At 60.5% G+C, this 20,880-nt stretch carries 23 protein-coding genes and 3 pseudogenes; 12 read left to right on the top strand and 14 right to left on the bottom strand.

Annotation, left to right across the window (positions count from 1 at the left end):
• Window positions 1-94: 94 nt before the first annotated feature.
• Window positions 95-574 carry an Lrp/AsnC family transcriptional regulator gene (locus tag XI09_RS18430; RefSeq protein ID WP_027547667.1) on the bottom strand — a complete coding sequence of 160 codons (480 nt, stop codon included), beginning with the start codon at window positions 572-574 and terminating at the stop codon, window positions 95-97.
• Window positions 575-841: 267 nt separating this feature from the next.
• Between XI09_RS18430 and trxB the strand changes: the two genes are divergently transcribed.
• The 6 genes from trxB to XI09_RS18400 all read left to right on the top strand — a co-directional run bounded on the left by trxB (window position 842) and on the right by XI09_RS18400 (window position 5,167).
• Window positions 842-1,807 (top strand): thioredoxin-disulfide reductase, encoded by a 966-nt coding sequence (gene trxB / locus XI09_RS18425; protein WP_271568090.1) that lies wholly within the window; start codon window positions 842-844, stop codon window positions 1,805-1,807.
• Between the two features lie 5 nt (window positions 1,808-1,812).
• Window positions 1,813-2,736 (top strand): LysR family transcriptional regulator, encoded by a 924-nt coding sequence (locus XI09_RS18420; RefSeq protein ID WP_177234815.1) that lies wholly within the window; start codon window positions 1,813-1,815, stop codon window positions 2,734-2,736.
• 449 nt (window positions 2,737-3,185) lie between these two features.
• The gene (locus tag XI09_RS18415; RefSeq protein ID WP_271568089.1) at window positions 3,186-4,094 is read left to right on the top strand and encodes a 4-hydroxy-tetrahydrodipicolinate synthase family protein; all 909 of its coding nucleotides are present in this window, start codon (window positions 3,186-3,188) and stop codon (window positions 4,092-4,094) included.
• Between the two features lie 107 nt (window positions 4,095-4,201).
• The gene (locus XI09_RS18410) at window positions 4,202-4,396 is read left to right on the top strand and encodes a hypothetical protein (RefSeq protein WP_271568088.1); all 195 of its coding nucleotides are present in this window, start codon (window positions 4,202-4,204) and stop codon (window positions 4,394-4,396) included.
• Window positions 4,397-4,723: 327 nt separating this feature from the next.
• Window positions 4,724-4,873, top strand: coding sequence for a hypothetical protein (locus XI09_RS18405; protein WP_177234813.1), 150 nt, complete (start codon window positions 4,724-4,726; stop codon window positions 4,871-4,873).
• 129 nt (window positions 4,874-5,002) lie between these two features.
• Window positions 5,003-5,167 carry a hypothetical protein gene (locus tag XI09_RS18400; RefSeq protein ID WP_271568087.1) on the top strand — a complete coding sequence of 55 codons (165 nt, stop codon included), beginning with the start codon at window positions 5,003-5,005 and terminating at the stop codon, window positions 5,165-5,167.
• A 159-nt stretch (window positions 5,168-5,326) separates the two neighbouring features.
• Here the strand turns inward: XI09_RS18400 and XI09_RS18395 are convergent, their stop codons facing one another.
• Complete coding sequence (locus tag XI09_RS18395; RefSeq protein ID WP_271568121.1) at window positions 5,327-6,004, bottom strand: ParA family protein; 678 nt, start codon at window positions 6,002-6,004, stop codon at window positions 5,327-5,329.
• Window positions 6,005-6,416: 412 nt separating this feature from the next.
• Window positions 6,417-6,782: a hypothetical protein gene (locus XI09_RS18390; protein WP_271568086.1), complete on the bottom strand. Its 366-nt coding sequence runs from the start codon at window positions 6,780-6,782 to the stop codon at window positions 6,417-6,419.
• 469 nt (window positions 6,783-7,251) lie between these two features.
• Here XI09_RS18390 and XI09_RS18385 point away from each other — a divergent pair, with 469 nt between their 5' ends.
• On the top strand, window positions 7,252-8,196 hold the full coding sequence (locus tag XI09_RS18385) for an AEC family transporter (RefSeq protein ID WP_271568085.1): 945 nt from the start codon (window positions 7,252-7,254) through the stop codon (window positions 8,194-8,196).
• Between the two features lie 410 nt (window positions 8,197-8,606).
• Complete coding sequence (locus XI09_RS18380) at window positions 8,607-8,870, top strand: hypothetical protein (RefSeq protein ID WP_271568084.1); 264 nt, start codon at window positions 8,607-8,609, stop codon at window positions 8,868-8,870.
• 977 nt (window positions 8,871-9,847) lie between these two features.
• On the opposite strand, the gene XI09_RS18375 is transcribed toward XI09_RS18380, so the two are convergent.
• The 9 genes and pseudogenes from XI09_RS18375 to XI09_RS18340 all read right to left on the bottom strand — a co-directional run.
• Window positions 9,848-10,018 (bottom strand): hypothetical protein, encoded by a 171-nt coding sequence (locus XI09_RS18375; RefSeq protein ID WP_271568083.1) that lies wholly within the window; start codon window positions 10,016-10,018, stop codon window positions 9,848-9,850.
• 194 nt (window positions 10,019-10,212) lie between these two features.
• Entirely contained in the window at window positions 10,213-10,887 is a 675-nt protein-coding gene (tenA, locus tag XI09_RS18370) for a thiaminase II (protein ID WP_271568082.1), read from the bottom strand.
• Window positions 10,888-11,168: 281 nt separating this feature from the next.
• Window positions 11,169-11,669 carry a hypothetical protein gene (locus tag XI09_RS18365; protein WP_271568081.1) on the bottom strand — a complete coding sequence of 167 codons (501 nt, stop codon included), beginning with the start codon at window positions 11,667-11,669 and terminating at the stop codon, window positions 11,169-11,171.
• Between the two features lie 75 nt (window positions 11,670-11,744).
• The gene (locus XI09_RS46220; protein ID WP_442869606.1) at window positions 11,745-11,972 is read right to left on the bottom strand and encodes a hypothetical protein; all 228 of its coding nucleotides are present in this window, start codon (window positions 11,970-11,972) and stop codon (window positions 11,745-11,747) included.
• Between the two features lie 10 nt (window positions 11,973-11,982).
• A pseudogene (locus XI09_RS18360) lies at window positions 11,983-12,521 on the bottom strand (IS66 family transposase zinc-finger binding domain-containing protein); the annotation flags it as partial.
• A gap of 45 nt (window positions 12,522-12,566) precedes the next feature.
• Window positions 12,567-12,914 carry an IS66 family insertion sequence element accessory protein TnpB gene (gene tnpB, locus XI09_RS18355; RefSeq protein WP_271568080.1) on the bottom strand — a complete coding sequence of 116 codons (348 nt, stop codon included), beginning with the start codon at window positions 12,912-12,914 and terminating at the stop codon, window positions 12,567-12,569.
• A complete protein-coding gene (gene tnpA / locus XI09_RS18350; protein ID WP_271568079.1) occupies window positions 12,911-13,309 on the bottom strand; it encodes an IS66-like element accessory protein TnpA in 399 nt (132 codons plus the stop codon). The genes tnpB and tnpA overlap by 4 nt, the downstream gene beginning before the upstream one ends.
• Before the next feature lie 309 nt (window positions 13,310-13,618).
• The gene (locus tag XI09_RS18345) at window positions 13,619-13,753 is read right to left on the bottom strand and encodes a hypothetical protein (RefSeq protein ID WP_271568078.1); all 135 of its coding nucleotides are present in this window, start codon (window positions 13,751-13,753) and stop codon (window positions 13,619-13,621) included.
• Between the two features lie 110 nt (window positions 13,754-13,863).
• Window positions 13,864-14,068, bottom strand: a pseudogene (locus XI09_RS18340) (hypothetical protein); the annotation flags it as partial.
• A gap of 121 nt (window positions 14,069-14,189) precedes the next feature.
• On the opposite strand from XI09_RS18340, the gene XI09_RS18335 reads away from it, so the two are divergent.
• A complete protein-coding gene (locus tag XI09_RS18335) occupies window positions 14,190-14,405 on the top strand; it encodes a hypothetical protein (RefSeq protein WP_271568077.1) in 216 nt (71 codons plus the stop codon).
• 114 nt (window positions 14,406-14,519) lie between these two features.
• On the opposite strand, the gene XI09_RS18330 is transcribed toward XI09_RS18335, so the two are convergent.
• Window positions 14,520-14,936, bottom strand: a complete 417-nt coding sequence (locus XI09_RS18330; RefSeq protein WP_271568076.1) for a cupin domain-containing protein — start codon at window positions 14,934-14,936, stop codon at window positions 14,520-14,522.
• Window positions 14,937-15,575: 639 nt separating this feature from the next.
• Between XI09_RS18330 and XI09_RS18325 the strand changes: the two genes are divergently transcribed.
• From XI09_RS18325 to XI09_RS18315, 3 genes and pseudogenes are all read left to right on the top strand, one after another.
• Window positions 15,576-15,953 carry an HNH endonuclease gene (locus XI09_RS18325; protein ID WP_271568075.1) on the top strand — a complete coding sequence of 126 codons (378 nt, stop codon included), beginning with the start codon at window positions 15,576-15,578 and terminating at the stop codon, window positions 15,951-15,953.
• 117 nt (window positions 15,954-16,070) lie between these two features.
• Window positions 16,071-16,559 carry a hypothetical protein gene (locus XI09_RS18320; RefSeq protein ID WP_271568074.1) on the top strand — a complete coding sequence of 163 codons (489 nt, stop codon included), beginning with the start codon at window positions 16,071-16,073 and terminating at the stop codon, window positions 16,557-16,559.
• A 43-nt stretch (window positions 16,560-16,602) separates the two neighbouring features.
• Window positions 16,603-17,190, top strand: a pseudogene (locus XI09_RS18315) (ATP-dependent DNA ligase).
• Window positions 17,191-19,034: 1,844 nt separating this feature from the next.
• Here the strand turns inward: XI09_RS18315 and XI09_RS18310 are convergent.
• The gene (locus XI09_RS18310; protein WP_271568073.1) at window positions 19,035-19,358 is read right to left on the bottom strand and encodes a hypothetical protein; all 324 of its coding nucleotides are present in this window, start codon (window positions 19,356-19,358) and stop codon (window positions 19,035-19,037) included.
• Window positions 19,359-20,880 lie beyond the last annotated feature (1,522 nt).

Below are 20,880 nucleotides of genomic sequence, written 5' to 3'. Positions count from 1 at the left end.
CCGGGCCGTTCATCCTTCGAGGCTCCCCATGGGACGCGTCGCGTCCCATGCCTCGCACCTCAGGATGACGGAACTGATGCGCCGTCTTGGAAAGCTACCGTCTTCCCTTCACGTCCAGCGGCACGGCCGCCTCGTACTTCGAATTGTGCAGCACCAGCGACGTCCGCACGTTGCGGACATGGGGCGCGGCGGTGAGGTGGGTGACGAAATCCTGGAAGGTCGCCATGTCTGGCGCGACGCATTTCAGGATGAAATCGACCTCGCCGGACAGCATCCAGCATTCCCGCACCAGCGGCTCGGCGCGGACGAACTCCTCGAAGGCGCGCAAATCCGCCTCGGCCTGGCTGGACAGGTGCACGGCGGCAAACACCGTGACGTCGAAACCGAGCTTCCGCGCATCCAGCAGCCCGCGGTAGCCGTGGATATAGCCCTCCTCCTCCAGCGCCCGGACCCGGCGCAGGCAGGGCGGTGGCGAAATGCCAACCCGCTTGGCGAGCTCAACATTCGTGATTCGACCGTCGGCCTGAATCTCGGTGAGAATTTTCAGGTCGATCTCGTCTAGGTTCCGCGACACGTGATTGGAACTCCTGGCCTTTGCGGCGGTATCGGGTGGGTCTGTCGCAATCCTCATAGCCCAGTCCGCACCCATTGCGCAATTTTATTGCGCGTGCAGCGCAATCGACTTTTGTTCCCTGTTGGAAAAATCCGCCGGCAGGGAATGCAATTCTTGCATAGCTCACCAGAACGCTTAGATTAGCTCTGATATTTCAGCGCTTCCGCGAGGCCTCCTGGCTCCTTCCGCGCCCGCGCTGCAAATCCCCCGTGAAAGGCGTCCATCGAAATGTCCGCTCCTGTTCATGCAAAGGTCGTGATTATTGGGTCTGGCCCCGCCGGCTACACGGCGGCGATCTACGCCGCGCGTGCGATGCTCGAGCCGATCCTGATCCAGGGCATCCAGCCGGGCGGCCAGCTCACCATCACCACCGACGTCGAGAACTATCCGGGCTTCGCCGACGTGATCCAGGGCCCCTGGCTGATGGAGCAGATGGAGAAGCAGGCGGTCCATGTCGGCACCAGGATCGTCACCGACCTGGTGACCAAGCTGGAGACCGGGCCGCGGCCGTTCCGCCTCACCTGCGACAGCGGCGACGTCTATCTCGCCGAAACCGTGATCCTCGCCACGGGCGCGCAAGCGCGCTGGCTCGGACTGCCGTCCGAAGGGAAATTCCAGGGCGGCGGCGTGTCGGCCTGCGCCACCTGCGACGGCTTCTTCTACCGCGGCAAGGAAGTGATCGTGGTCGGCGGCGGCAATTCCGCGGTCGAGGAAGCGCTGTACCTCACCAACCATGCCTCGCAGGTCACCATCGTGCATCGTCGCGATCACTTCCGCGCCGAACGCATCCTGCAGGAACGTCTGTTCAAGCACCCGAAGATCAAGGTGGTCTGGGACTCAGCCGTCGACGAGATCTGCGGCACCGAGAACCCGAACAAGGTCACCCATGTCCGCCTCAAGAACGTCAGGACCGGCACGCTCACCGAGCTGAAGGCCGACGGCGTCTTCATCGCCATCGGCCACGCCCCGGCGACCGAGCTGGTGAAGGACCAGGTCAAGCTCAAACGGTCGGGCTATGTCGAGGTCGCCCCGAACTCGACCGCCACCTCGGTGCCCGGCCTGTTCGCCGCCGGCGACGTCGCCGACGAGACTTATCGCCAGGCCGTGACGGCCGCAGGCCTCGGCTGCATGGCAGCACTCGAAGCCGAACGTTTCTTGGCCTTGCGCGCCAGCGAGCGTGCAGCAGCGGAATAAAGATCATGCCTCGAACACGCGACGGATTTACGGATATGGACTGGGACAAGCTAAAGGTGTTTCACGCGGCGGCTGAAGCGGGCAGCTTCACGCATGCGGGCGAGCAGCTCGGCCTGTCGCAATCGGCGGTCTCGCGCCAGGTCTCGGCGCTGGAGCAGGAGCTTTCGGTCTCGCTGTTCCACCGCCACGCCCGCGGCCTGATCCTCACCGAGCAGGGCGACCTCTTGTTCCGCACCGCGCATGACGTGTTCATGCAGCTCCAGGCGGCGCGCGCCAAACTGACCGACAGCCGCGAGCGGCCGAGCGGCGATCTCAAGATCACCACCACGCCCGGCGTCGGCATCAACTGGCTGATCCCGCGGCTCGGCGAATTCACCGCGCTCTATCCGGAGATCCGGATCTCGCTGATCGTCACCGACGAGGAGCTCGACCTGTCGATGCGCGAGGCGGACGTTGCGATCCGCACCCGCAAGCCGACGCAGCCGGATCTCATCCAGCGCAAGCTGTTCGCGATGGGCTTCCACGCCTATTGCTCGCCTGATTACATCAAGCGCTTCGGCACGCCGCGCACGCTGGAGGAGCTCGACTCCCACCGCATCATCACGCTCGCCGACGGCAACTTCGCGCCGCATCTTCAGAACCGCAACTGGCTGGTCGAAGCCGGCCGCAACGGCTCGGGTCCGCGCGAGGCCTATTTCAGGGTGAACAACATCCTCGGCCTGGTGCGCGCCTGTCAGCAGGGCCTCGGCATCGCCGCGCTGCCGGACTATCTGATCGAAGAGCAGAGCCGCCTCGTGCAACTGTTCGGCGAATCGGATTCGATCCAGCTTGATACGTATTTCGTCTATCCCGAGGAGTTGAAGACGGTCGCGCGCGTGCAGGTGTTCCGCGACTTCGTGGTGAGCAAGGCGCAGCGCTGGCCTTCCTGATTTCCGCATGTCTGACATGCGGCCTCGGCTGTTGCTGCATGGCGTTCAGCAAGCTCATAATGTTTGCACGCTGAGCCTTCGCGTTGCGCATTTGTCCCCCTCCTCCAGTGGCGCGGGAGTTCAGTAATCCCTCTTGGAAGGTGATTGTGTCGGCCTCACGTGGCCAATACCTTAAGCCGGGCTCGTTCGAGCCCGGCTTTTTTTCGTCGAAATGCCACTTCGCTTTCCGCGTGTATTGACAGTTTTGGGCATACCCCGCATCATTTGCCAATGATCACGAAGTCGTGCGCAATCGTCTCGAAAAAAGGGCCCCATTCGGGGACCTCGGATTTTTGCGCGCGCTAAATAACGCTTCGTCATCGCAGCAAATCCCGAAAACCCCGCCACCTGGACGGGGTTTTTTCATGTGCCCTCCGTCTCAGGTTTTTTCCCGAGAAGGAGAAGTAGACATGACCGATCTGCGAACGCATCTGCACGGACTCTGGCTGCCGCTGGTGACGCCGTTTCGCGACGGCAAGCTCGACGAGACGTCGCTGCGGCGGCTGACGCGACATTACAGCGAGCAGGCCGTCGACGGCTTCATCCTGGGGGCGACCTCGGGTGAAGGCATGACGCTGCGGGACGCCGAGCTCGAACGCCTCGTCGCCATCGTCCGCGACGAGATGGCGGCCGGCCGCCGCACGTTGCCGATCTGCCTCGGACTGTCAGGCGCGGACACCTCGCGGCTGAAGGAGCGCCTTGATGAAACCGCCGACTGGCCGATCGACGGTTATTTGATCGCGAGCCCCTATTACGTGCGGCCGTCGCAACGCGGGCTCCTGGCTCATTTCGAAGCGCTCGCCGACCACGCCGCCTGGCCGCTCGCGCTCTACAACATTCCCTATCGCTGCGCGGTCAACATCACCAACCAGACCATGCTGCGGCTCGCCGAGCATCCCAACATCGTCGGCCTGAAGGATTGCGGCGCCAGCCGCGAGCAATCGATCGCGCTGCTGCGCGACCGGCCGGACGGTTTTCGCGTGCTCACCGGCGAGGACGCGAACTACCTCGAGGCGCTCGTCGACGGCGCCGATGGCGGCATCGTCCTCTCGGCGCATGTCGAGACCGCGACGTTCGCCGCCGTGTATGCCGAGCTGAAGCGCGGCAACCACGATGCGGCGCAGGCGCGCTGGCAGGAGGTCGCCGAGCTGACGCGCCTGTTGTTCACCGAGCCGAGCCCCGCGCCGGCCAAGCACTGGCTGTGGCGCAGCGGCCTGATCGACAGCCCCGAAGTGCGCCTGCCGATGGTGGAAGTGAGCAGCGAACTCGCCGCCACGATCGATCGCGAGATCGAGCGACGGATGAAAGTCGCGGCGTAGCACCCCCCTCTTCACCTCACCCGCATGTGGCCTTTCGAACGAACCGGTTGGCTCCGGTTCGAACGGCCGCGTGCTGCCCGACGAAGGCCTCCTCTGGACATCAACCGATGCGAATTCACCGATGGCTGCACGCCCTCAAGGCCCTGTGGCAACGCCTGCCATCTGCGGAGGGTTACGAATGGGCCGACAAATATCCGGCGTCGCCCTGGCTGCGCCGCGACATCGGCGTGCGCGAGGACGTCGTGACGCGGGAGTGGAATTGGGTCGACGAGATCAGGCGCAAATATAGCGGGTGGGTTTAGCGGGGCGCATAAACCTCCACGGCGTCATGGCCGGGCTTGTCCCGGCCATCCACGTCTCGCCTCACGGCACGAAGAACGTGGATGCCCGGGCCTTCGCCTCGCCGAAGCGGCTTTGGCCGCGCAGGCGGGACAAGCCCGGGCATGACGACCTCTCGTGGATTTTGGAATGCGATTGCCCCGTAAGAACGGGGAGAGGGAGTGAGAGAGCGCACCTCATGGTTAACCGCGGCCCAACCGCCTTCGCAAGCGCCGCATGGCGCATCCACGTCTCGTTTACGCTCTCGCGCCTATCGTTTTTCTCCAAAGCCTTCCAAAGGGGGAATGACCATGGGACATCGCACCCGGCCTACGGCCGCACAGCAGTTCGCTCCCGCCGATCTTTTGCGGGGAATCCTGGTGGTTTCGTCGTTCGGGTTCTGGGCGGTGATGCTCGGCCTGATGCCGGTGCTGCTGTTTCGGGTCTGGCTCGTCGGCTGACGAGAGCCCGCGCGGATGGTTAAACCGAGGTCACAAATGCGCTCAAAATGCGAGCGGCGCTGCAAGCCGGAATTTTAAAACATCGCGCGTAGCGTGACGCCCATAAGCGAAGAAATCGCGGGGGCGTTTGTGAATAGTCAGAATGAAATGGCGTCGCATTACGACGCCGGACAGCAGAGCTTTACCACCGAGCAGAGCTTTTCCACCGGGGACATTCTCTGGGCCGTCGGCATCTGGTCGGTGATCCTGACGCTGTCACCGGTCATCGTGTTCTACATGCTGATGGTGGCGTAACGTTGATCTCGTCATTCCGGAGCGCCCGAAGGGCGAACCCGGAATCTCGAGATTCCGGGTCTGGCGCTTGCGCGCCATCCCGGAATGACAAGGTGAGGCCCAAAACGCAAAACGCGCGGACATCCGCGCGTTTTTCGTCCGGGGAATGATTTATGAAAATTACGCCGCCTGCTTGTGCATTGCGCCGGACGCCGACGCCGTGCCGCGAATGGCCTTGACCGAACGCTCGATCGCCGCCCACAGCCTTGCAATCTCCTGAGCCGCACGGCTCTCGGCCTGATACTCCCGCGCGCCTTCGCCGTGGCTGAGTGCCATCAACAAATCCGAACGATTGGTGATCTGACCGCCCCACACCGGAGCACGGAATTTCGCCAGCGCCTCGCGGGCGATGGTGACGATCGGGCTTTCGGCGTCGTCACGGCGCGCCGGCGCACCGTTGAGCACGACCGCGTAGGGCTTGCGCGCCGCACGGCACATCTGGATGGTTTCCTGCACCGCGTTGACGTCGAACACGCCGGGACGCGCCGGAATGATCACCATCGTCGCGTTGCGGATCGCGTCGTCGACGACGGCCGACAGGTTCGGCGGCGTGTCGATCAACACCCATTCATATCCGTCGCGCTTGGCAGCGGAGACGATGCCGCTGACGGAGTTCACGGCGGACTTGATCGGCGGTTCGTTGGTGCCCCGCAGCTTGTGCCACAGCGTGAGCGACCCTTGCGGATCCGCGTCCACGAGCATGACCTGCTTGTTCGCCTTGATCTGCGCGGCGAGATGTGCGGCCAGGGTACTCTTGCCCGAGCCGCCTTTACGCGATGCAAAAACAATAACGTTCATACCTTCGGCCTCCAGATTGACCCCAGGCCACGAAAATGAATCAGCGCGCTGATTCGTGAAAGAAAAATTTACTGACAGTTGCGTCGCCGCCACGAAATAACAAGACGTGTTGGCTTTTGAGTCACACTGCTGCGCGCGACAAGACACGAACAGCAATGAAGCGCCTCCGCTGCGCGCAATCGTTGTTTTTTTGAGCAGCGAGAAGGGGAAAGCCGGAATGCAACCTTGCCGCGCAAATCGTCCCGCGACTCTTTTCGATCGCCTGTGGCGGTAATTGCCGCAAGCAGGCGCGCAAGGCGCGCGAACAAAACGAGTCCGGTAGCTGTCGTGAAGCCGATGCCGTCAAGCGCGAAGCCGCGCTTCGCGCTTTTGCCCGGGCCTGGGTTTCAGGGAAGGAACGCGCCTGCCGCGCTCAGCCTTCTTCGGATTTCTTCTTCCTGGCCACTTTCGGCGCCGGCTTGGTGCTCTTCTTCGCCGTCTTGGGCGTGCTCTTGGGCGCGATGTTGGTCGGCTTGCCGGCGCGGGCTTCGCCCGGCTCGGGCCCCTGGCGGAAGAACACCTTGCATTGCGGCGAGAGCTGCGCCTTCTTCTGGATCATGCAGGCGGTGATGGCATCGACGTTCGGCACGAACTCGCCGCACAGCCGCATCGCATCCGGCGTGCAGGCCTGCTGCTCTTCCTGCGTGTAGGCAAAGCCGGCGCCGGGGTGGACCAGGACGGCCAGGGCAAGCCCCGACACGGCGGCAAGAACGGACTTCCTGAAGTGAAACGCCGGCATCGATCCCCCCAAATGTCTGGTCGGGCGGAGTGTGGGTGAACCGCCGTTCGTTGGCAACGAGGGCGAAGGCGAAAGGTCGGAACGTGTGCGCTCTCGGCAACAGGGCGGGGCTTCTCCTCCGCTGTCGTCACCCGGCTTGACCGGGTGACCCAGTATTCCAGAGATGCCTGACGTTCCCCGAGGAGCCGCGGCGTACTGGATCCCCCGCTTTCGCGGAGGATGACAGCTGTGAGCGGGGAAGGACTCCGGCTAACCCTCTGGCGAGACTGGCGAGATCGGTTTCCACCGCTGGCCCCGGGACCCTCAAAACAAAAACCGCGAAAACAACCCCATGCACAGTAGCCAACCCTTGATAACCTCTACGGATTTTACGAAGCGCTTTTGACACGTCGGGCAAAACAGGGGCATGATGGCATCATCGAGAGTGCGTGGGGTGGTCGGCTGATATCCCCGTGAGGAGAGGGGGCGCATGGCCACCGTGTTGATCGTCGCGCCGGTGTTTGCCCTGATCGCATCAGGCTATGCCGCGGTGCTGTTTCGCTTCGTCTCGGAGACCGCGCACAAGGGCATCTCCGAATTCGCCTTCAGCATCGCGATCCCTGCCCTTCTGTTCCGCACCATCGTCGTGTCGGAATTCCCCGACGTCAGCCCCTTCAGGATGTGGGGCGCCTATTACGGCGCCCTCGCCATCACCTGGATCGCGGCGCTGGCGCTCTCGGCGCTGCTGCGCGAGGGGCGCGACACCGGCGAGGACGGCGTCGTGTTCGCGATCGGCTCGGTCTACGGCAACATCGTGATGCTCGGCATTCCCCTGACGCTCTCCGCGCTCGGCAACGAGGCCGCCGGGCCGATGGCGCTGATCCTGTCCGTGAACACGCCGCTGCTCTGGCTCTGCGGCACGCTGCAAATGGAGCTTGTCGGCCGCAAGCAGACCGGCTCGGCGCTGACGGTCATCTGGCCGGTGCTCGCGGATCTCGCGCGCAACCCGCTGATGCTGGGAATCGGCTTCGGCGTGGTCTGGCGTTTTACGGGCCTCGGCCTCAATCCCGTCGTCGACAAGACCATCGAACTGCTCGCGCAGGCGGGATCACCGGCCGCGCTGATCGCGCTCGGCATCAACCTGTTCCGCTTCGAGGTCAAGGGCGAGAAGCTCGGTATCGCCGTCATGTGCGCGCTGAAGCTGATGGCGATGCCGGCGGCGGCGTTCGTGCTGGCCAAGCTGCTCGGCTTGCCGCCGACCGCGGCCGGCGTGGTCGTGCTGTTCGCGGCGATGCCGACCGGCGCGAACGCGTACATCTTCGCGGTTCAGTATCAGCGGCAGGTGAACCCGGTGTCGGGCGCGGTGGCGCTGGGCACGCTGCTGGCGGCCGTGACGTTGCCGGTGGTGGTGTGGGTGGCGGCGGGGATGAGGTAGCGCCGTGAGAGTGATGTGCTCGCAAGCCACTGGCATCTTCATCGGCCGGGTCTTGCGTGGTGCCTGGGTGATTGGCGATTTATAGTCTCGCAACAACGGCGTCACGTCGCGTGATCGGCGATCCAGCCCCAACGTGGTCAGCCGACCGTGCCGCCAATAGCAAGCCTCCTTTCAATCCCGATTCCGTCGCGAAAGAATTCTCCGACACTATCAGGTAGCTATGCGGACTGGAACGCAAAGTTGCGCGCGGAGGTTGGCGGCGCAACCGAAGAAGTTGCGTGCTCCCGCAAATTCGGAGTCGCTGTTCAATATTGCTCACTTTCAAAAATTTAAACGCATTAGGAGTCACGCCCAGGAACCTTTATCGGCTGTCTTTATTTGCATGCTGTTCAATACTGGAGGTAAACACTATGAAGAAAGTTCTCTTAGCGACGGCCGCTATCCTCGCATTCGCGGCACCTGCATTCGCGCAGGACAAAACTGACAAAACTATCGGTCAAGCACCGCCATCAGGTGCTTCCTCGTTCTACCTGGCTCAAGATACCGCGACGATGAAATGTGAAGTTGTCAATGTCCAGCCTGCCGCTGGTGGCAACATGAAGGTTATTGGTGCCGCTCATCCGACGCAGGCATCAGCGGAAACAGCTTTGAAGGCTGACAAGACTTGCAAGTAATGAAGTGATGGCGCGAGTACAGGGGCGGGTCTATCGGCCCGACAAAACCACCGACCCGCCCCGTCAACTATGCCGCCCCGACCGGGGTCAAAAACGGTCGTGACGCCCTTGAAATGGGATGTCTGTATACCCCCGAAAGCAGACATCGGTCAGGTGCGCTGCCGATTGCGACGTCATCGTCTGCTACGGTGGCGCCCGCCACCTCAAGCGCGCTAAACCCTCTCACGTCAGCCCGGCTGAATCCGTCGGGCGCGGTCAAATGATCCTCTTTATTTCGCTTCCAGCATACTGCCCATGAAAGGCGCGGCCGATCTCCATACCCAGGTGCAAGAACCTCGGCTGGCCGACCTTCCCTAAGGGGCCGTTTTTCTTTGCGCATATCTGGCCACACGCAAAAAACCGCCAAGGTCTCCCTCGACGGCTCGTGCCGTTGCATTTGAGTAGAGGTACTGCGTCGAGCGGTGCTCGAACGCAGCCCGTGCTTGCTCTTATTTGGACGCACACGACCTTCAACGAGGCCGGTGGGTGCGTTGCCACTGTGTCGGGCCAACGATCCCCGATCCTTATCACATGTGACTGGCGGCGATGCTCTTCAAGCCAGCACTGCTGTCCCGTTCGATGAAATGGCAAAAGCAGATTTTCCAATTAAGTCGCTGCGCTCCAGCCCGCTGCGCGGGAGCCAGAGGCGAGAGGTCGGTAGCCAGTTGAGAGGATATTGGTAGCAGTGGAGAGCCCCGTCCTGAGAATCGAGGCGTAGTCAACCTCACTCAGGAAGGAGCTCGGCGCCAAGCTCACTGACCGGTGGCCGCCGGCAGCACTAAACCGAAGTCGCCTGATCTCGTGGAGTTTCGTGCACTGTCACCGTAATTCGGCAGGTGAACCCGGTGTCGGGCGCCGTGGCGCTGGGCACGCTGCTGGCGGCGGTGACGTTGCCGGTGGTGGTGATGGTGGTGGCGGGGGTGAGGTAGGAGCGCCGCTTAGGCAGCCCAGTCCATAATCGCGTCAATGAAAGTCTGAGCCTGGCGGATCGCGTCCGCCCTCGTCGCACAGACACCGACCGACACGGTTCGGCCCTTTCCGACCGTCCACTGCCAGCCGGGCAAATAGCGCATTTCAACAATCGAGAAGCTGACGCCGCGATGTTCCACGGAGGACCTCCGCTGACATGTTGCTGTGCGAAAAGACTACGCGAAATGATGAATGCGGTCTAGCGGGGACGGCCGACAGACGTGGTTTCTGTAAGGCTTTCAGGAATCGTGACGGAAGCTCGACCCGACAGATCGAGGAGCATCGTCATCGTAATTGTATAACCTTCAGGTTATGAGCCTCACTGCCGAAAGGGCTATTGAACAAGCTGGCCCGCGCGCCAGGCCATCTCCCAGAAGTCTGCCTCGAGTCGGGTGGCTTCCTTGAAGATCGCAATCAGCTCTGCCTCGCGGGCCGGCGTGGCGTAGAGATCGGCGAGATGCTCCATGTGCGCCCGCGCCTTGGCAGCGACCTCCTGGTACGGCGCGCCGGCGTACTCGGCGATCCAGACGCGATAGGCGTTCGTCGCGGCGTCCGCATCGGGTCGCGAGGCGAGCCGTGTGGCGATCTCCGCGTACCCGATCACGCAGGGGGCAAGCGCCACCTTAAGTGCCAGCAGATCGCCGCGCATTCCCGCGTCGAGCACGTAGCGTGTATAGGCCAGCATCTCGGCCGCCGGAGGGGTCTGTTCAAGGTCTGTCGGGGACAGACCCCAATCGGCGCAGAGCTTCACATGCAGGTTCATCTCGACATCAAGGATGGCCGAAAGGCCGGCCGCTGCTTCACGCATGTCGGCAAGTCTGGGCGACTTGTAGACCGCGAGCGCGTAGGCGCGAGCAAACTCGATGAGGAACAGGTAGTCTTGAACGAGGTAGTGACGAAACGCCGCTTCGGGGAGCGAGCCGTCTGCCAATCCGTTCGTGAAGGGATGCTCGGTGTAGGCCCGCCACTCAACGGATGCTTCTGTCTTGAGACGCTCGAAGAAACTCACGATCTTTTTCGCCCGGCTTGCTTGTCCATGAACGTCCTTGGCTCGCTACCGATAGCGCATTGCGAACCGAGGAGCTACGGTGACCGCGGACAAAACTGGCTTTGAGCAGCGTTGCGGATGGGGCACTTTCCGCGCCGAGAGTTTTGTGCACTGTCACCGTAATGGGAGACGGTCAACTCGCGCCGGCCGCGCGGCTTTATCAGTCTCCTCGACCATCAACGGCTCGCCTTCCGATAGCTGACGTGTGGGGTTTTGTGCACTGTAAAGCGCTGGCGCAGCATCTAAGCCAAGTGATCCTCGAGCTGTTCGACCAAGGCGCTAATCTGCTCGCGAGATAGTTTTGCTCTTGCTATTACTGCCATCGCCGTAACGACGTCGTCATCGATTGTGGGCTGCTTTGTAAGAAGCCTTCTGTCTCGCAAAATGAAAATCCGAGCTTTGGTACTCGGCTTCTTACCGAACTTGGCTAAGAACGATACGAGGGCAGCATTGAGTTCGTCACTCCTCCCCCAATCCATGAAATAGGCTTGGAGCTGAGCTTCGGTTCTCCGACCATCGCTCTCATTGTTCTCCGCTGCCTCCAAATAGGTCTCGGCATCCATGTCTTGATAGCCGACGAATTTCGACGGACCGAACCGCCATTTCCCGTCTTCGAATTTGACGGCATACCAAGAGCGCGCGTAGGCGAGGCGTGCTTGCAAATCTACGCTGCGCTCAACTTCTGCTTCGAATTTGAAAATATTGGCGATGGCTTCATTGGGCGAGGAAATCATCTTCAACATCTACATCTCCTACATCTTGTTCATGAATAAAATGAACTAAATATTTTGTGTGGTCAATGCTTGAAGGCGCAAGCCCTAGCGGCTCCACTTTTTGTTCCTGATATGTTCTAATTCGACCATGGGCAATCGGCGCATGGCGGAATGGCGGATGACCGCCTCCAGCGCGATCGGAGAGACCGGTTTGCTCTTGCGGCCTTCCCGGGCGGTTTTCTCGATGTCAGCCAACTCGAAGAAGCCCCGTCGCGCATGGGCGAAGCAGAATGCCGGCGTGATCGGTAGCACCTTCCTCTGCGGGTCGAACATGGGTTCGAATCTCGCAATCGCGGCAGGTGAACTTTTCTCGAACCGTCTCTATCAGCTTGAACCGGCGCGGGATCTCCTCCAACGTCTCGGTCACATCCTCGCCCAGCTTAGCCAGGCGCGCCCCACCGCAGCAGGCGCAGGTCGTTGGCGCCTCAATGACGACCCGCACGCGTTCGATATCGTCGGGCCAAGGCTTGCGCACCGGCCGCTTGCGCGTGAAGGCCCGAACGTTCTGTACCTTTGCAGCCGCGGCACGAGGGCAAGCTCATCCTCGCTCGCCGTGGTGATGAGTTTTTCGAGCTCCAATTCCAATTGCTCGATCAGCCGCGCCGTACGCTCGGACCGCGGCCCGTACAGTTCGCGTTTGAGCTTCTCGATCCGCAGCTCGAGATGTGCGATCAGCGCTTCGTTGTCCGACAGCTCCGCCCGCGCGCTGGCGGCATCCGCGACTGCGATATCGCGCTCAACCTCCAACGCCTTGCGCTCGGCCAGCAGCGCCATGTAGGCGCTCGCAAGATCCGCAGGAAGATCGTCCGGCTTCGAGGTCATGAAGCCATTGAATCAGATCGAGCAGCAGATTCAAACCCAAAACCGTTATCCGACTCGCGTCGGACGCTGGGTTTCTTGCGGGGTGCGCCAATCGATTCCGGACAACAGATAGCTCAACTGCGCCGGCGAGATCGTCACCGTTTCACCGCCAACCGATGGCCAGATGAACCTTCCTCGCTCGAGTCTTTTGGTAAAAAGGCATGCTCCCTGGCCATCGCGCCAGATTAGCTTCACAAGATCGCTGCGGCGACCGCGGAAGACAAACAAATGACCGCTGAGCGGGTCTTTGTGCAGCACCTCCTGCACTTGGAGCGCCAACGACGGAAAGCCTCGGCGCATGTCCGTGTAGCCTGTCGCGAGCCACACTCGCGCGCCCGTCGGAACCGGGATCATCGGCGGACCAAAGCATCGAGAACGCGACGCAGCGCGTCTCCATCAACGTCGCCATCGACCCGGATGCGGTGCCCGCTACCAAGATCAATCTCGATGATGCCCTGGCTCTTCCGTCGACGCGCCGTCGTCGTCAACGGCGCTTCGGCCACCTCCCGCGGTGGCGCAGACGGCCCAATCTCGACCGGAACAAACGGCGCTATGCTCGCTTCGCCGTGCCTGCAAAGCTCCTTGCGCCACCTGAACAGCTGGCTCACATGAAGCCCGGCCACGCGAGCCACCTCGGAAACATTGGCGCCGGGCTCGAGCGACGCTGCAACAAGCCGTTCCTTCTCATCCTGCGACCACCGGCGCCGCCGCTCGACCGATGTGATCACCTCCGCCCTCGAAATCGTCATAGCGCTTCTCCTAGGATTACCCCTAGGACCTGCAGCGTTCGCCTCCGTCAAACAAGGCGGCCTTCCTCGTAGGCGTACCACCAAGCTCGTCTCTAATAAAGTCTCTCCGCAATTTTTGTGCGGAAGCTGTCAAATGAAAGCCTGCTACCAGACCGAGCCGCCTCAACGTCGGGAGAGCGACGCGGTCACACAGCTTTGTAGAAAGTCCGGCTCCCAATACTGCAATGGCACGTTGCTCATGTGCATCGAGATCAGCCCATGTAATGTCTTCCATCACGCGCCTCAAATTTGTCCCCGATGGGGAAATCCTTAAAAACCGAACGCATGCTTAATTTGCCGCAGCATAGCCATGGCCGCGTCGGTGTACCGACCGTGGGTCAGATATTGATCCACCTGCGCTGTACTGATCAGCGCAACAACGAAGACCGTGAAGCCCTTAAACATTTGGGGCGTCTCCTGAAAGAGACCGCCAACCGGGCGTGTCGAAGTATCAAACCGTTCTAGAATGCGCTGCCGCTTGTGGCGACGACCTATATGTAGATGGTGACAGTGACTGGTAACCAGTCCCTTAACCGAGTGTCATTTCGGGCCCGGCTTCCCGTGTTACGGATCACGGGCGCTGGGTAGTCGGGGAAAGACGCCGGTCACCGGCTGCGAGTTACCGACGTAGCGATTGACCACGCGGAAGAGCGCGAAGATGGCGGCTTGGCTAGTGGTGATGCTGTAGAGAGCGGCATACTGTGCGTCGTGGGTGCGGATAAAACCCGGTTGGGAAATGACGCCGAGCGCGAAGGTACACATCCATCCGAAATTTCGGTGCCTTGGCTTTACCGCCGACCTCGCCTAGCATGGGCAAAGGCGTCTCACCGGGATCAGACAAATGAGCCGTTTCCTGCTGTGCTGCATCGCCGTTACCTGCTTCGCCGGAGCCTTGGTTTTTCACTCCTCCGAAGCGAATGCCGTCTATTGGCGCGGCATCACCGCGCCAACGAACATCGACATTCATGGATGGCCGATCATCAAAGAGCCCCCACCGAGCCCGTGCCAGTGGATACGGGTGAGCGGTGGCTACTGGGTCCGACAGTGCGTTTACTAGACCTTGCGCCACAATGTCTGCTTAGCCCCGAAGAGCGGCGCAAGGGGGAGACATGCAAGTATCGGACGCGATGGGCCAGACGCGGACATTTGCCACGAACGGATTTCGAGGTAACTACCGCTTCGCTGGCTCCGTGACCGGCTTTCCTTTTTCGACGACGAAGACGTTGAAAGTTTTTGCTGGAGCGCTTGCCTTGTTGTTGGCTTCGTGAACTACGCCAGGTTCGTTGTGGTAGGATTGTCCCGCCGCATAAGTTTTGGCTTCGCTTCCTTCTTTTCGACCGATGACCTCTCCTTCGAGCACGGTTGTGTACTCGTCGCCCGGATGGGTGTGAAGGCCAGTGCCAGCGCCCGGCGGCCACTCGACGATCAGCGAGATAACTTCCTTATCGGGCTGCCCTGTCAGAGGCTCCTTCTGCAATGGTGTGACTTTCAGCTTTGGGGTCTCTTGAGCGCCAGAAATCGTCCCCGTGGCACAAAATGCGGTTAGCGCGACTAGCGTAAGCGGCGCCAAAATATGAGCTAGCTTCACTGGATTTTCCTCCGAATGGTAAAAGATAAATCGAATAGACTTCTGCTCGTCGAACAGCAGTCAGATTAGTCAGAGCAGTGCCGCGCGGCAAGATAGTGCAGTCAGCCTCATTCCACATTTGGGTGGGCGGCTTAGGGTCAAAAGCCCCGGTCCGGCGCTCGCATACGGCAGGTCCGATCTACCCTTGATACCGGACCGCCGACCGTCGTGGTGGCAGGCACCCACCCGTAAATTTCCCAAGTGTCGGCAACTAGGCGCACCGGTTAAGTGGTCGGCAGGTCTTGAGCGCCGCGCCATGAAAACACCGAAGCCAAAACAATGGGACGAGCAGGAAGTCCGACGCTTGGTCAGGCTGGCCCGTGCACGCGCTGGCGTATCGAAGATAGCAGCCGAGCTGGGCCGTCACGCCGGGTCAGTGAGGCGAATGGCGCGAACTATAGGGATACTGTTGAAGAAGTAGCTGCCACTTTCGCGGCTAGGGTGAATTTGGATTACCCCCTTCGCGGCCTTCCCAATCTAGGGGGCCGCTGCAATTGTGCTACCCGACGGACGCACTCTGCATCTTGGATGGGCCGAAGGCGACCCGCGATTTCTGTCGTTGTGAACACAGGGCGCGCCGCAAATCTATGGGCAGGAGGAATGACCGAGAAGAAACGCAATCAATCTGAAGCGCGACGAGTTGCTAAGCTCGCATATCCATATCCCGGTTGCTGCCTGTGCGGCCAAACGGTCGGCGAGGAACTTGCCCATCTCGATCATGAAGCCTCGAACAACGATCCCGACAATCTGGCTTGGCTGTGCAATCACCATCACTGGATGTACGACGTTGGTCTTTTTTCCCTCACGGCGTTGAAGCTCCAACGCGCTCACTGGCAGGAACTGAAGGGAAAGCGCACAAACGCCTTCATGAAAGACGCTGGAAAGAAGGCGGCGGCTACACGTGCGGCAAATGCCGTAGCGAAGTTGCGGAGCGAGGCGGCGCATAAAGCTGTCGCGACACGTCGAGCAAACGCTTGAAGGCTCAAAATGAGCAGGCTGCCAAATCCCAGTCTCGTCCGAACTTACCGGATCTGCAGCCGAGCGCGCCCTCCCTGCCAATCGCGAGAAAGAATTACGATTTTGAGAAGCGCTGACATGATGGATGTTGAGACTACTCGTGCGAGCTATCGTCCGGACCGCATTGCCACACTCTTCGTCGGCGAGAGCGCACCTGCCAGCGGCGATTTCTTCTACTTTGGCAACAACGCCATGCTGCGGCACATGCAACGCGCCACGGAGGCCGTGCTCGGCCAGAGCGCTGGCGATTTTCTAGATCGCTTCAAGGAATACGGCTGGTTTCTTGACGATCTCGTACTAACACCCGTGGACAATTTAGCCGCCTCTGAACGAAGAGCGAGATGTCTTGCCGCCAAGGAGAGCCTGAGCGAGCGGATTGCCGCCTATCGCCCCCTCGCAATTGTTTCTATGCTCGTCAGCATCAGGAGTATTGTTGAAACGGCTGCAAAGGCTGCCGGAAGCAATGCCACGTTGTTTGGCGTGCCGTTCCCGGGCATGGGGCAGCAGGCGTGCTTTCACAACGAAATGCTCAAAATAATCCCTCGGCTCCCGCGGTCTGCCGCTTAAGTTCCATCTCGCTAATCAGGCCGCGAATGCCTACTTTTCCCGCATGCCTTTATTCGACTTTTGCCTGCCCACTAAGGGCACCACGGTCCCCAGCGGACCGGACTGGCTTCACGAAGTGAAATACGACGGTTACCGCCTTCGTTTGGAGCGCGACGATGAGCGCGTGCGCCTGATCACGCGCGGCGGCTTCAATTGGGCCAGCCGCTATCCGTGGATCGTCGAGGCGGCGCGCAAGGTCCGCCAGAAGTAATTCGTGTTGGATGGCGAGGCGGTCGTGCTCGGCGTCGATGGCGTCTCAGATTTCAACGCACTGCACTCGCGCAAGCATGATGATGAGATTCAGTTCTGCGCCTTCGACATTCTTGCCGAAGGCGGTGATGACCTGCGCATGCTCCCGCTGCCGATGCGGAAGACGAACTTGGAGCGGCTGCTGGCACGGCGTCCTGAAGGCGTGTTCGTCAATCCGTTTGAGCGGGGCGAACTTGGGCCTGATCTCTTCCGAGCCGCCTGCAACATGGGACTTGAGGGATCAGTGTCGAAGCGCCGAGACCGGCCATATCGGGCCGGACGGAGCAAGCATTGGGTGAAGGTAAAAAACCGTAGTCATCCAGCGATGGAGCGGGAGCTGTGACCGACCTAGAAAAACGGCTCCAGCATCCCCTTGGGGGACTTGGCGATCAGATGCTGGAGCCGCTGAAGGTTCTCAAGACGCTAGGGATGCCTGCTTGCGAGGCTTCACGCAGCGGCAACTGTGTTTGAGTGGACGTCGTTCGCGTTGGCACCCGTTAACGGTTGCGGACTAACCGAGCTGCCCATGCATTCTTTGAAGTGCTCGACAAGATGCTCGTTGGCGAGGTGCTCCCAGTACTCCGCCTCCGCGAGTAGCTTCCAGCTTCGATCAGGATGATAGGCAGCAGTCTGTCGGCACAACGAAGCCATCGCGCGCAAGCGGCGGAGAGTCTCCATTCCCTTCCTCCCTAATGGTTTTCCCCACCTTATTTTCAGTTTTTGAGTCAGAGTCATCATGATTACAAGGCAGAACTAATTTCTGCTGAGATCAGGTTCGCGCGGCACGAAAAAGTATGACTGTTTGACCGGAGCGGCGGCATCGACGCGCGACTCCTCAGCGACCCGCCGTGGCGCGTTCGGTAGACCGCGAGCTTCGTTCGTATCGTGTTTCGTGTCGGTTTCGAATGCTACCGAAGCGTCCAAGCAAGCTCATCGCACAGTTAGCTGGGACCGAGCAAGGAAACCTCCTCAGCGGCGCCATGCAAGGCCCAAGGCGAAAGGCGCCGCACTGAAATAGGCCGACTGCTGGGGCGGCCTTAGTTCATCTTCCGTCGTAGTAGCTCTCAGAGCTAAAGCCAGACTGAGTGCCATCCACTACGGCGCTGTGAGGCGAACGGCACGTCCGCCGTGCCATCTGATCTGTTGTGGCACTGATTACCGCACTGATCTGATGCAGACCGTGACAAGGCCACGGCAGCGATAGGAACACATTGCGCCCGAAACCGCTCGGCCTCCACCTGGGCCTTGCGCCAGTCTGCGCGCCGCCGGTGCTCAATCGCCAGCGCCTTGTGCGTCTCAAATTCCCAAATGACCTTGTCGATCTCGGCGCCGTCCAACGTGCGCTAATGCGCAAGATGGTGGACAGCACCATCAGGAGATCGCCGTAAGGCCGCAGCAAGTCATCCGCCATAGCCTCGCAGAGACGCAGAAACCTCTCAGCAGCTTTGGGCGATTTACAAACCAGCGACGCATACTTGATCGCATGTTCAACATCGCTGACGGAAGGGACGGGGTCGCCTTCAAGAAGCATACGTTCGGCGACCGACGCGGCGACGAGTTCGATGCAGCGGTTCAGGGCGTGCAATGTCGGCGGCGTCGGCGCGGGGCTCACCATCTGTAGGCATCATCTCCCGGAGATTGTCACAAGTCTCTGGCACCTCGTCGAGGTCGTCATCTCCCCCATAGGCGACGCTGTGGCGTGGCTCCCAAAACCAGACCGCCATACTTGCCGTTCGGATCAGGATCGACAGTCGCTCCGCCAAGCGGATATCCCAGCAGACGCGCGGCGACGATGTGGCCCGCCTCGTGCACGGCGATGCGGCAGCCCTGGTCGTACGTGCGAGCGAGCTTGGTGAGCAGCTTGTCGTCTCCGAACAGTAATCTCTAAGGTGTTATCGGAAGTAATCTGAAAGTAACTGGTCACGACTGCTGCTCTGATGGGACCCGAGCACACTAAAACCGTTTGCTCTGTCATCGGGGAGATTACTTACTTAGCGGCTGCCCGACGCCACACGCATGTCGACGGTCGCTGGTCTATTCGTTCCGGGCATGCTCACATGCGCGCTTAGCTGTATGAGCCGACCGAGCAGGGTCGGCGAGCGGCAGAATGAGCGCGGATCGACACGTGGCCGTGGCTCTTGCTTTTCCAGACGCGCGACGCGCAGTAGCTCGAGCGCGCTCTCGATATTAGGTGTGGTCTTCGCCGTCGTCGTCCATTGAATCAGCCGTCTTCCGACGCTTCTCAATCAGTCGCTTGATCTGATCAACGGCCTGGATTATGGGCGGCGTCAATGAGAAGAATGCACCTAGTCCAACGGCTATGATGGTGTGACGGATCGAAACTCGTTCTTCTTCGGAAAAATGATGGCTATTCTGATCAACTTGTACAGGAGTGAGACCTGCAGAGCTGGACCCGTCTGGCTTCCGCGGTTTCCGAGGCGGGGTCATCACAACCACAAACAAAACGTTGATCAGCAGCCAAATGCTGATGATGACAAAAAAAGTTTTCATATCGGCTGCTCCATCAAAGGAGCCAGGCCCCTGTCCCACCCTTCGCAAAATACGGTCGTCCAATTCAGCGTGCAACGCATGGTCTGCACCCGCTGCGGTGTGGAAGCGAATGCTTCCTGCAACTGCGGCCTCAGCTACGTGCCGAAGAAGTGCGCACCGGGGAGACCAACAAGCAAATTCTCAAAAGTCAAATGGTGCGATCGCCGCCGATCTCGGTATAACTCATCCTACTGTGGGCGGTCCGCTCGGCGCGATGTCGACGAAACAACTTTCCACCTGAGCGCATCGGCCGCGACGGCAAATCATATCCTCTACTCGGCCGCCTAAATCAGTACAGCCTCGAGCGCCAAAAGCCGTATGCGAGCTAAGCCTGCTCCTTGAGGCCGCGCAAGCTGTACTTTCGCAGTCAACGCGCAGTCGGTTAAATCTTACCGACCGAGCCGCCCTAGAGCACCTCCCCGGCCTATGCCGCGACGTTCCGCACGATCGCCGCGGCGCCACAACGCGCTACCACAAAGGCCCGTCAGCGTGAACCGGCGGGTCTTTGCTCAGCGAAGCCGTTGGTCGGCCCGCCACCAGTCGTCCAAACCCCGGTGGCCGATGCCTAAGAGATGTAGCGAATTTCCGCGCGCAGCTAGTTGTCCGGCTAACTAGGCGAAGAGCTCAAGGTGAGCCTGCAGAGCCCGCAGCAGAAACCTCACAGCCAGCACCCTCACCTCCCGCTAGCATGCCGCCCACAGAGAAGCAGTGATCGGCATGGGTCAACCTCATGGCCTCCCAACCGAGCAGAGCCAAGCGGCCAAAAGCCGTCGGCGGGCCTATTCGGTCATCGTGGCTCATGGCACCGAGACAGATGCGAACCGCGAGTTTGCGCCGGATCGCGAGCCGAACGGTGTCGTATGGTTTTTCCTCCTTCTCCAGCATTTGTGATTGCTTGGGCGATCTGTGTGAAGATGGGCGCGGTCTAGGTGGCCATCGGCCGGGGGATCAGGTGGAGGCGAAGAGGCAAGTAGCATGCTCGACATGATTCAGTCGCAGCTTCAGATGATGCAGCCTCCACACTGGCTGATCATCGCGGGCTGCTCACTGGTCATAGGCTCTAGGTATCCTCATCCAGCGGATTAGGGCTCGGAAAACCGACGAATAGAATGAGCCGGGGTATTCAGACCTACGAGAATCATGTTCAATTGTTCTGATTTTTCAATGACTCATTCAATGCAAGCGGAGGCCCTACATGGACAGGCCTGCGGTCGTTAAAACCTTGACCGTGACAATCTACGGTGTCGTGTACCACGGGACATACTTTGTCCAGAACTCGATCGTGTATGTTCAATCGACGTTCGGAAGTAAGGCAACACAGCTCGGAAAGTTGCCGCCGGAAATGGTCGCCAAGCTCCTACTTTCAGAGCTCGTGCGAGAAAGAGCGCCTGTCAGCGAGGGCTAGGGTCCGGACTCAATTGAGCCACCAGATTACGGCTGCGGCGATGAAGGCGCCAGCGAGGAAGTTTCTTGCGAGCTTGTC

The organism is Bradyrhizobium sp. CCBAU 11386 (genome assembly GCF_028128955.1).
GTDB lineage: Bacteria > Pseudomonadota > Alphaproteobacteria > Rhizobiales > Xanthobacteraceae > Bradyrhizobium.
Note: the sequence above shows the minus strand (reverse complement) of the source record. Positions and strands in the feature narration are given on the sequence as shown.

Bases quoted from the DNA above. Each gene is read 5' to 3' on its own strand.
- trxB (WP_271568090.1), top strand. From the start codon at position 842: ATGTCCGCTCCTGTTCATGCAAAGGTCGTGATTATTGGGTCTGGCCCC.
- XI09_RS18420 (WP_177234815.1), top strand. From the start codon at position 1,813: ATGCCTCGAACACGCGACGGATTTACGGATATGGACTGGGACAAGCTA.
- XI09_RS18415 (WP_271568089.1), top strand. From the start codon at position 3,186: ATGACCGATCTGCGAACGCATCTGCACGGACTCTGGCTGCCGCTGGTG.
- XI09_RS18410 (WP_271568088.1), top strand. From the start codon at position 4,202: ATGCGAATTCACCGATGGCTGCACGCCCTCAAGGCCCTGTGGCAACGC.
- XI09_RS18405 (WP_177234813.1), top strand. From the start codon at position 4,724: ATGGGACATCGCACCCGGCCTACGGCCGCACAGCAGTTCGCTCCCGCC.
- XI09_RS18395 (WP_271568121.1), bottom strand. From the start codon at position 6,004: ATGAACGTTATTGTTTTTGCATCGCGTAAAGGCGGCTCGGGCAAGAGT.
- XI09_RS18390 (WP_271568086.1), bottom strand. From the start codon at position 6,782: ATGCCGGCGTTTCACTTCAGGAAGTCCGTTCTTGCCGCCGTGTCGGGG.
- XI09_RS18385 (WP_271568085.1), top strand. From the start codon at position 7,252: ATGGCCACCGTGTTGATCGTCGCGCCGGTGTTTGCCCTGATCGCATCA.
- XI09_RS18380 (WP_271568084.1), top strand. From the start codon at position 8,607: ATGAAGAAAGTTCTCTTAGCGACGGCCGCTATCCTCGCATTCGCGGCA.
- XI09_RS18365 (WP_271568081.1), bottom strand. From the start codon at position 11,669: ATGTTGAAGATGATTTCCTCGCCCAATGAAGCCATCGCCAATATTTTC.
- XI09_RS46220 (WP_442869606.1), bottom strand. From the start codon at position 11,972: ATGTTCGACCCGCAGAGGAAGGTGCTACCGATCACGCCGGCATTCTGC.
- tnpB (WP_271568080.1), bottom strand. From the start codon at position 12,914: ATGATCCCGGTTCCGACGGGCGCGCGAGTGTGGCTCGCGACAGGCTAC.
- tnpA (WP_271568079.1), bottom strand. From the start codon at position 13,309: ATGACGATTTCGAGGGCGGAGGTGATCACATCGGTCGAGCGGCGGCGC.
- XI09_RS18345 (WP_271568078.1), bottom strand. From the start codon at position 13,753: ATGTTTAAGGGCTTCACGGTCTTCGTTGTTGCGCTGATCAGTACAGCG.
- XI09_RS18335 (WP_271568077.1), top strand. From the start codon at position 14,190: ATGAGCCGTTTCCTGCTGTGCTGCATCGCCGTTACCTGCTTCGCCGGA.
- XI09_RS18325 (WP_271568075.1), top strand. From the start codon at position 15,576: ATGACCGAGAAGAAACGCAATCAATCTGAAGCGCGACGAGTTGCTAAG.
- XI09_RS18320 (WP_271568074.1), top strand. From the start codon at position 16,071: ATGATGGATGTTGAGACTACTCGTGCGAGCTATCGTCCGGACCGCATT.
- XI09_RS18310 (WP_271568073.1), bottom strand. From the start codon at position 19,358: ATGAAAACTTTTTTTGTCATCATCAGCATTTGGCTGCTGATCAACGTT.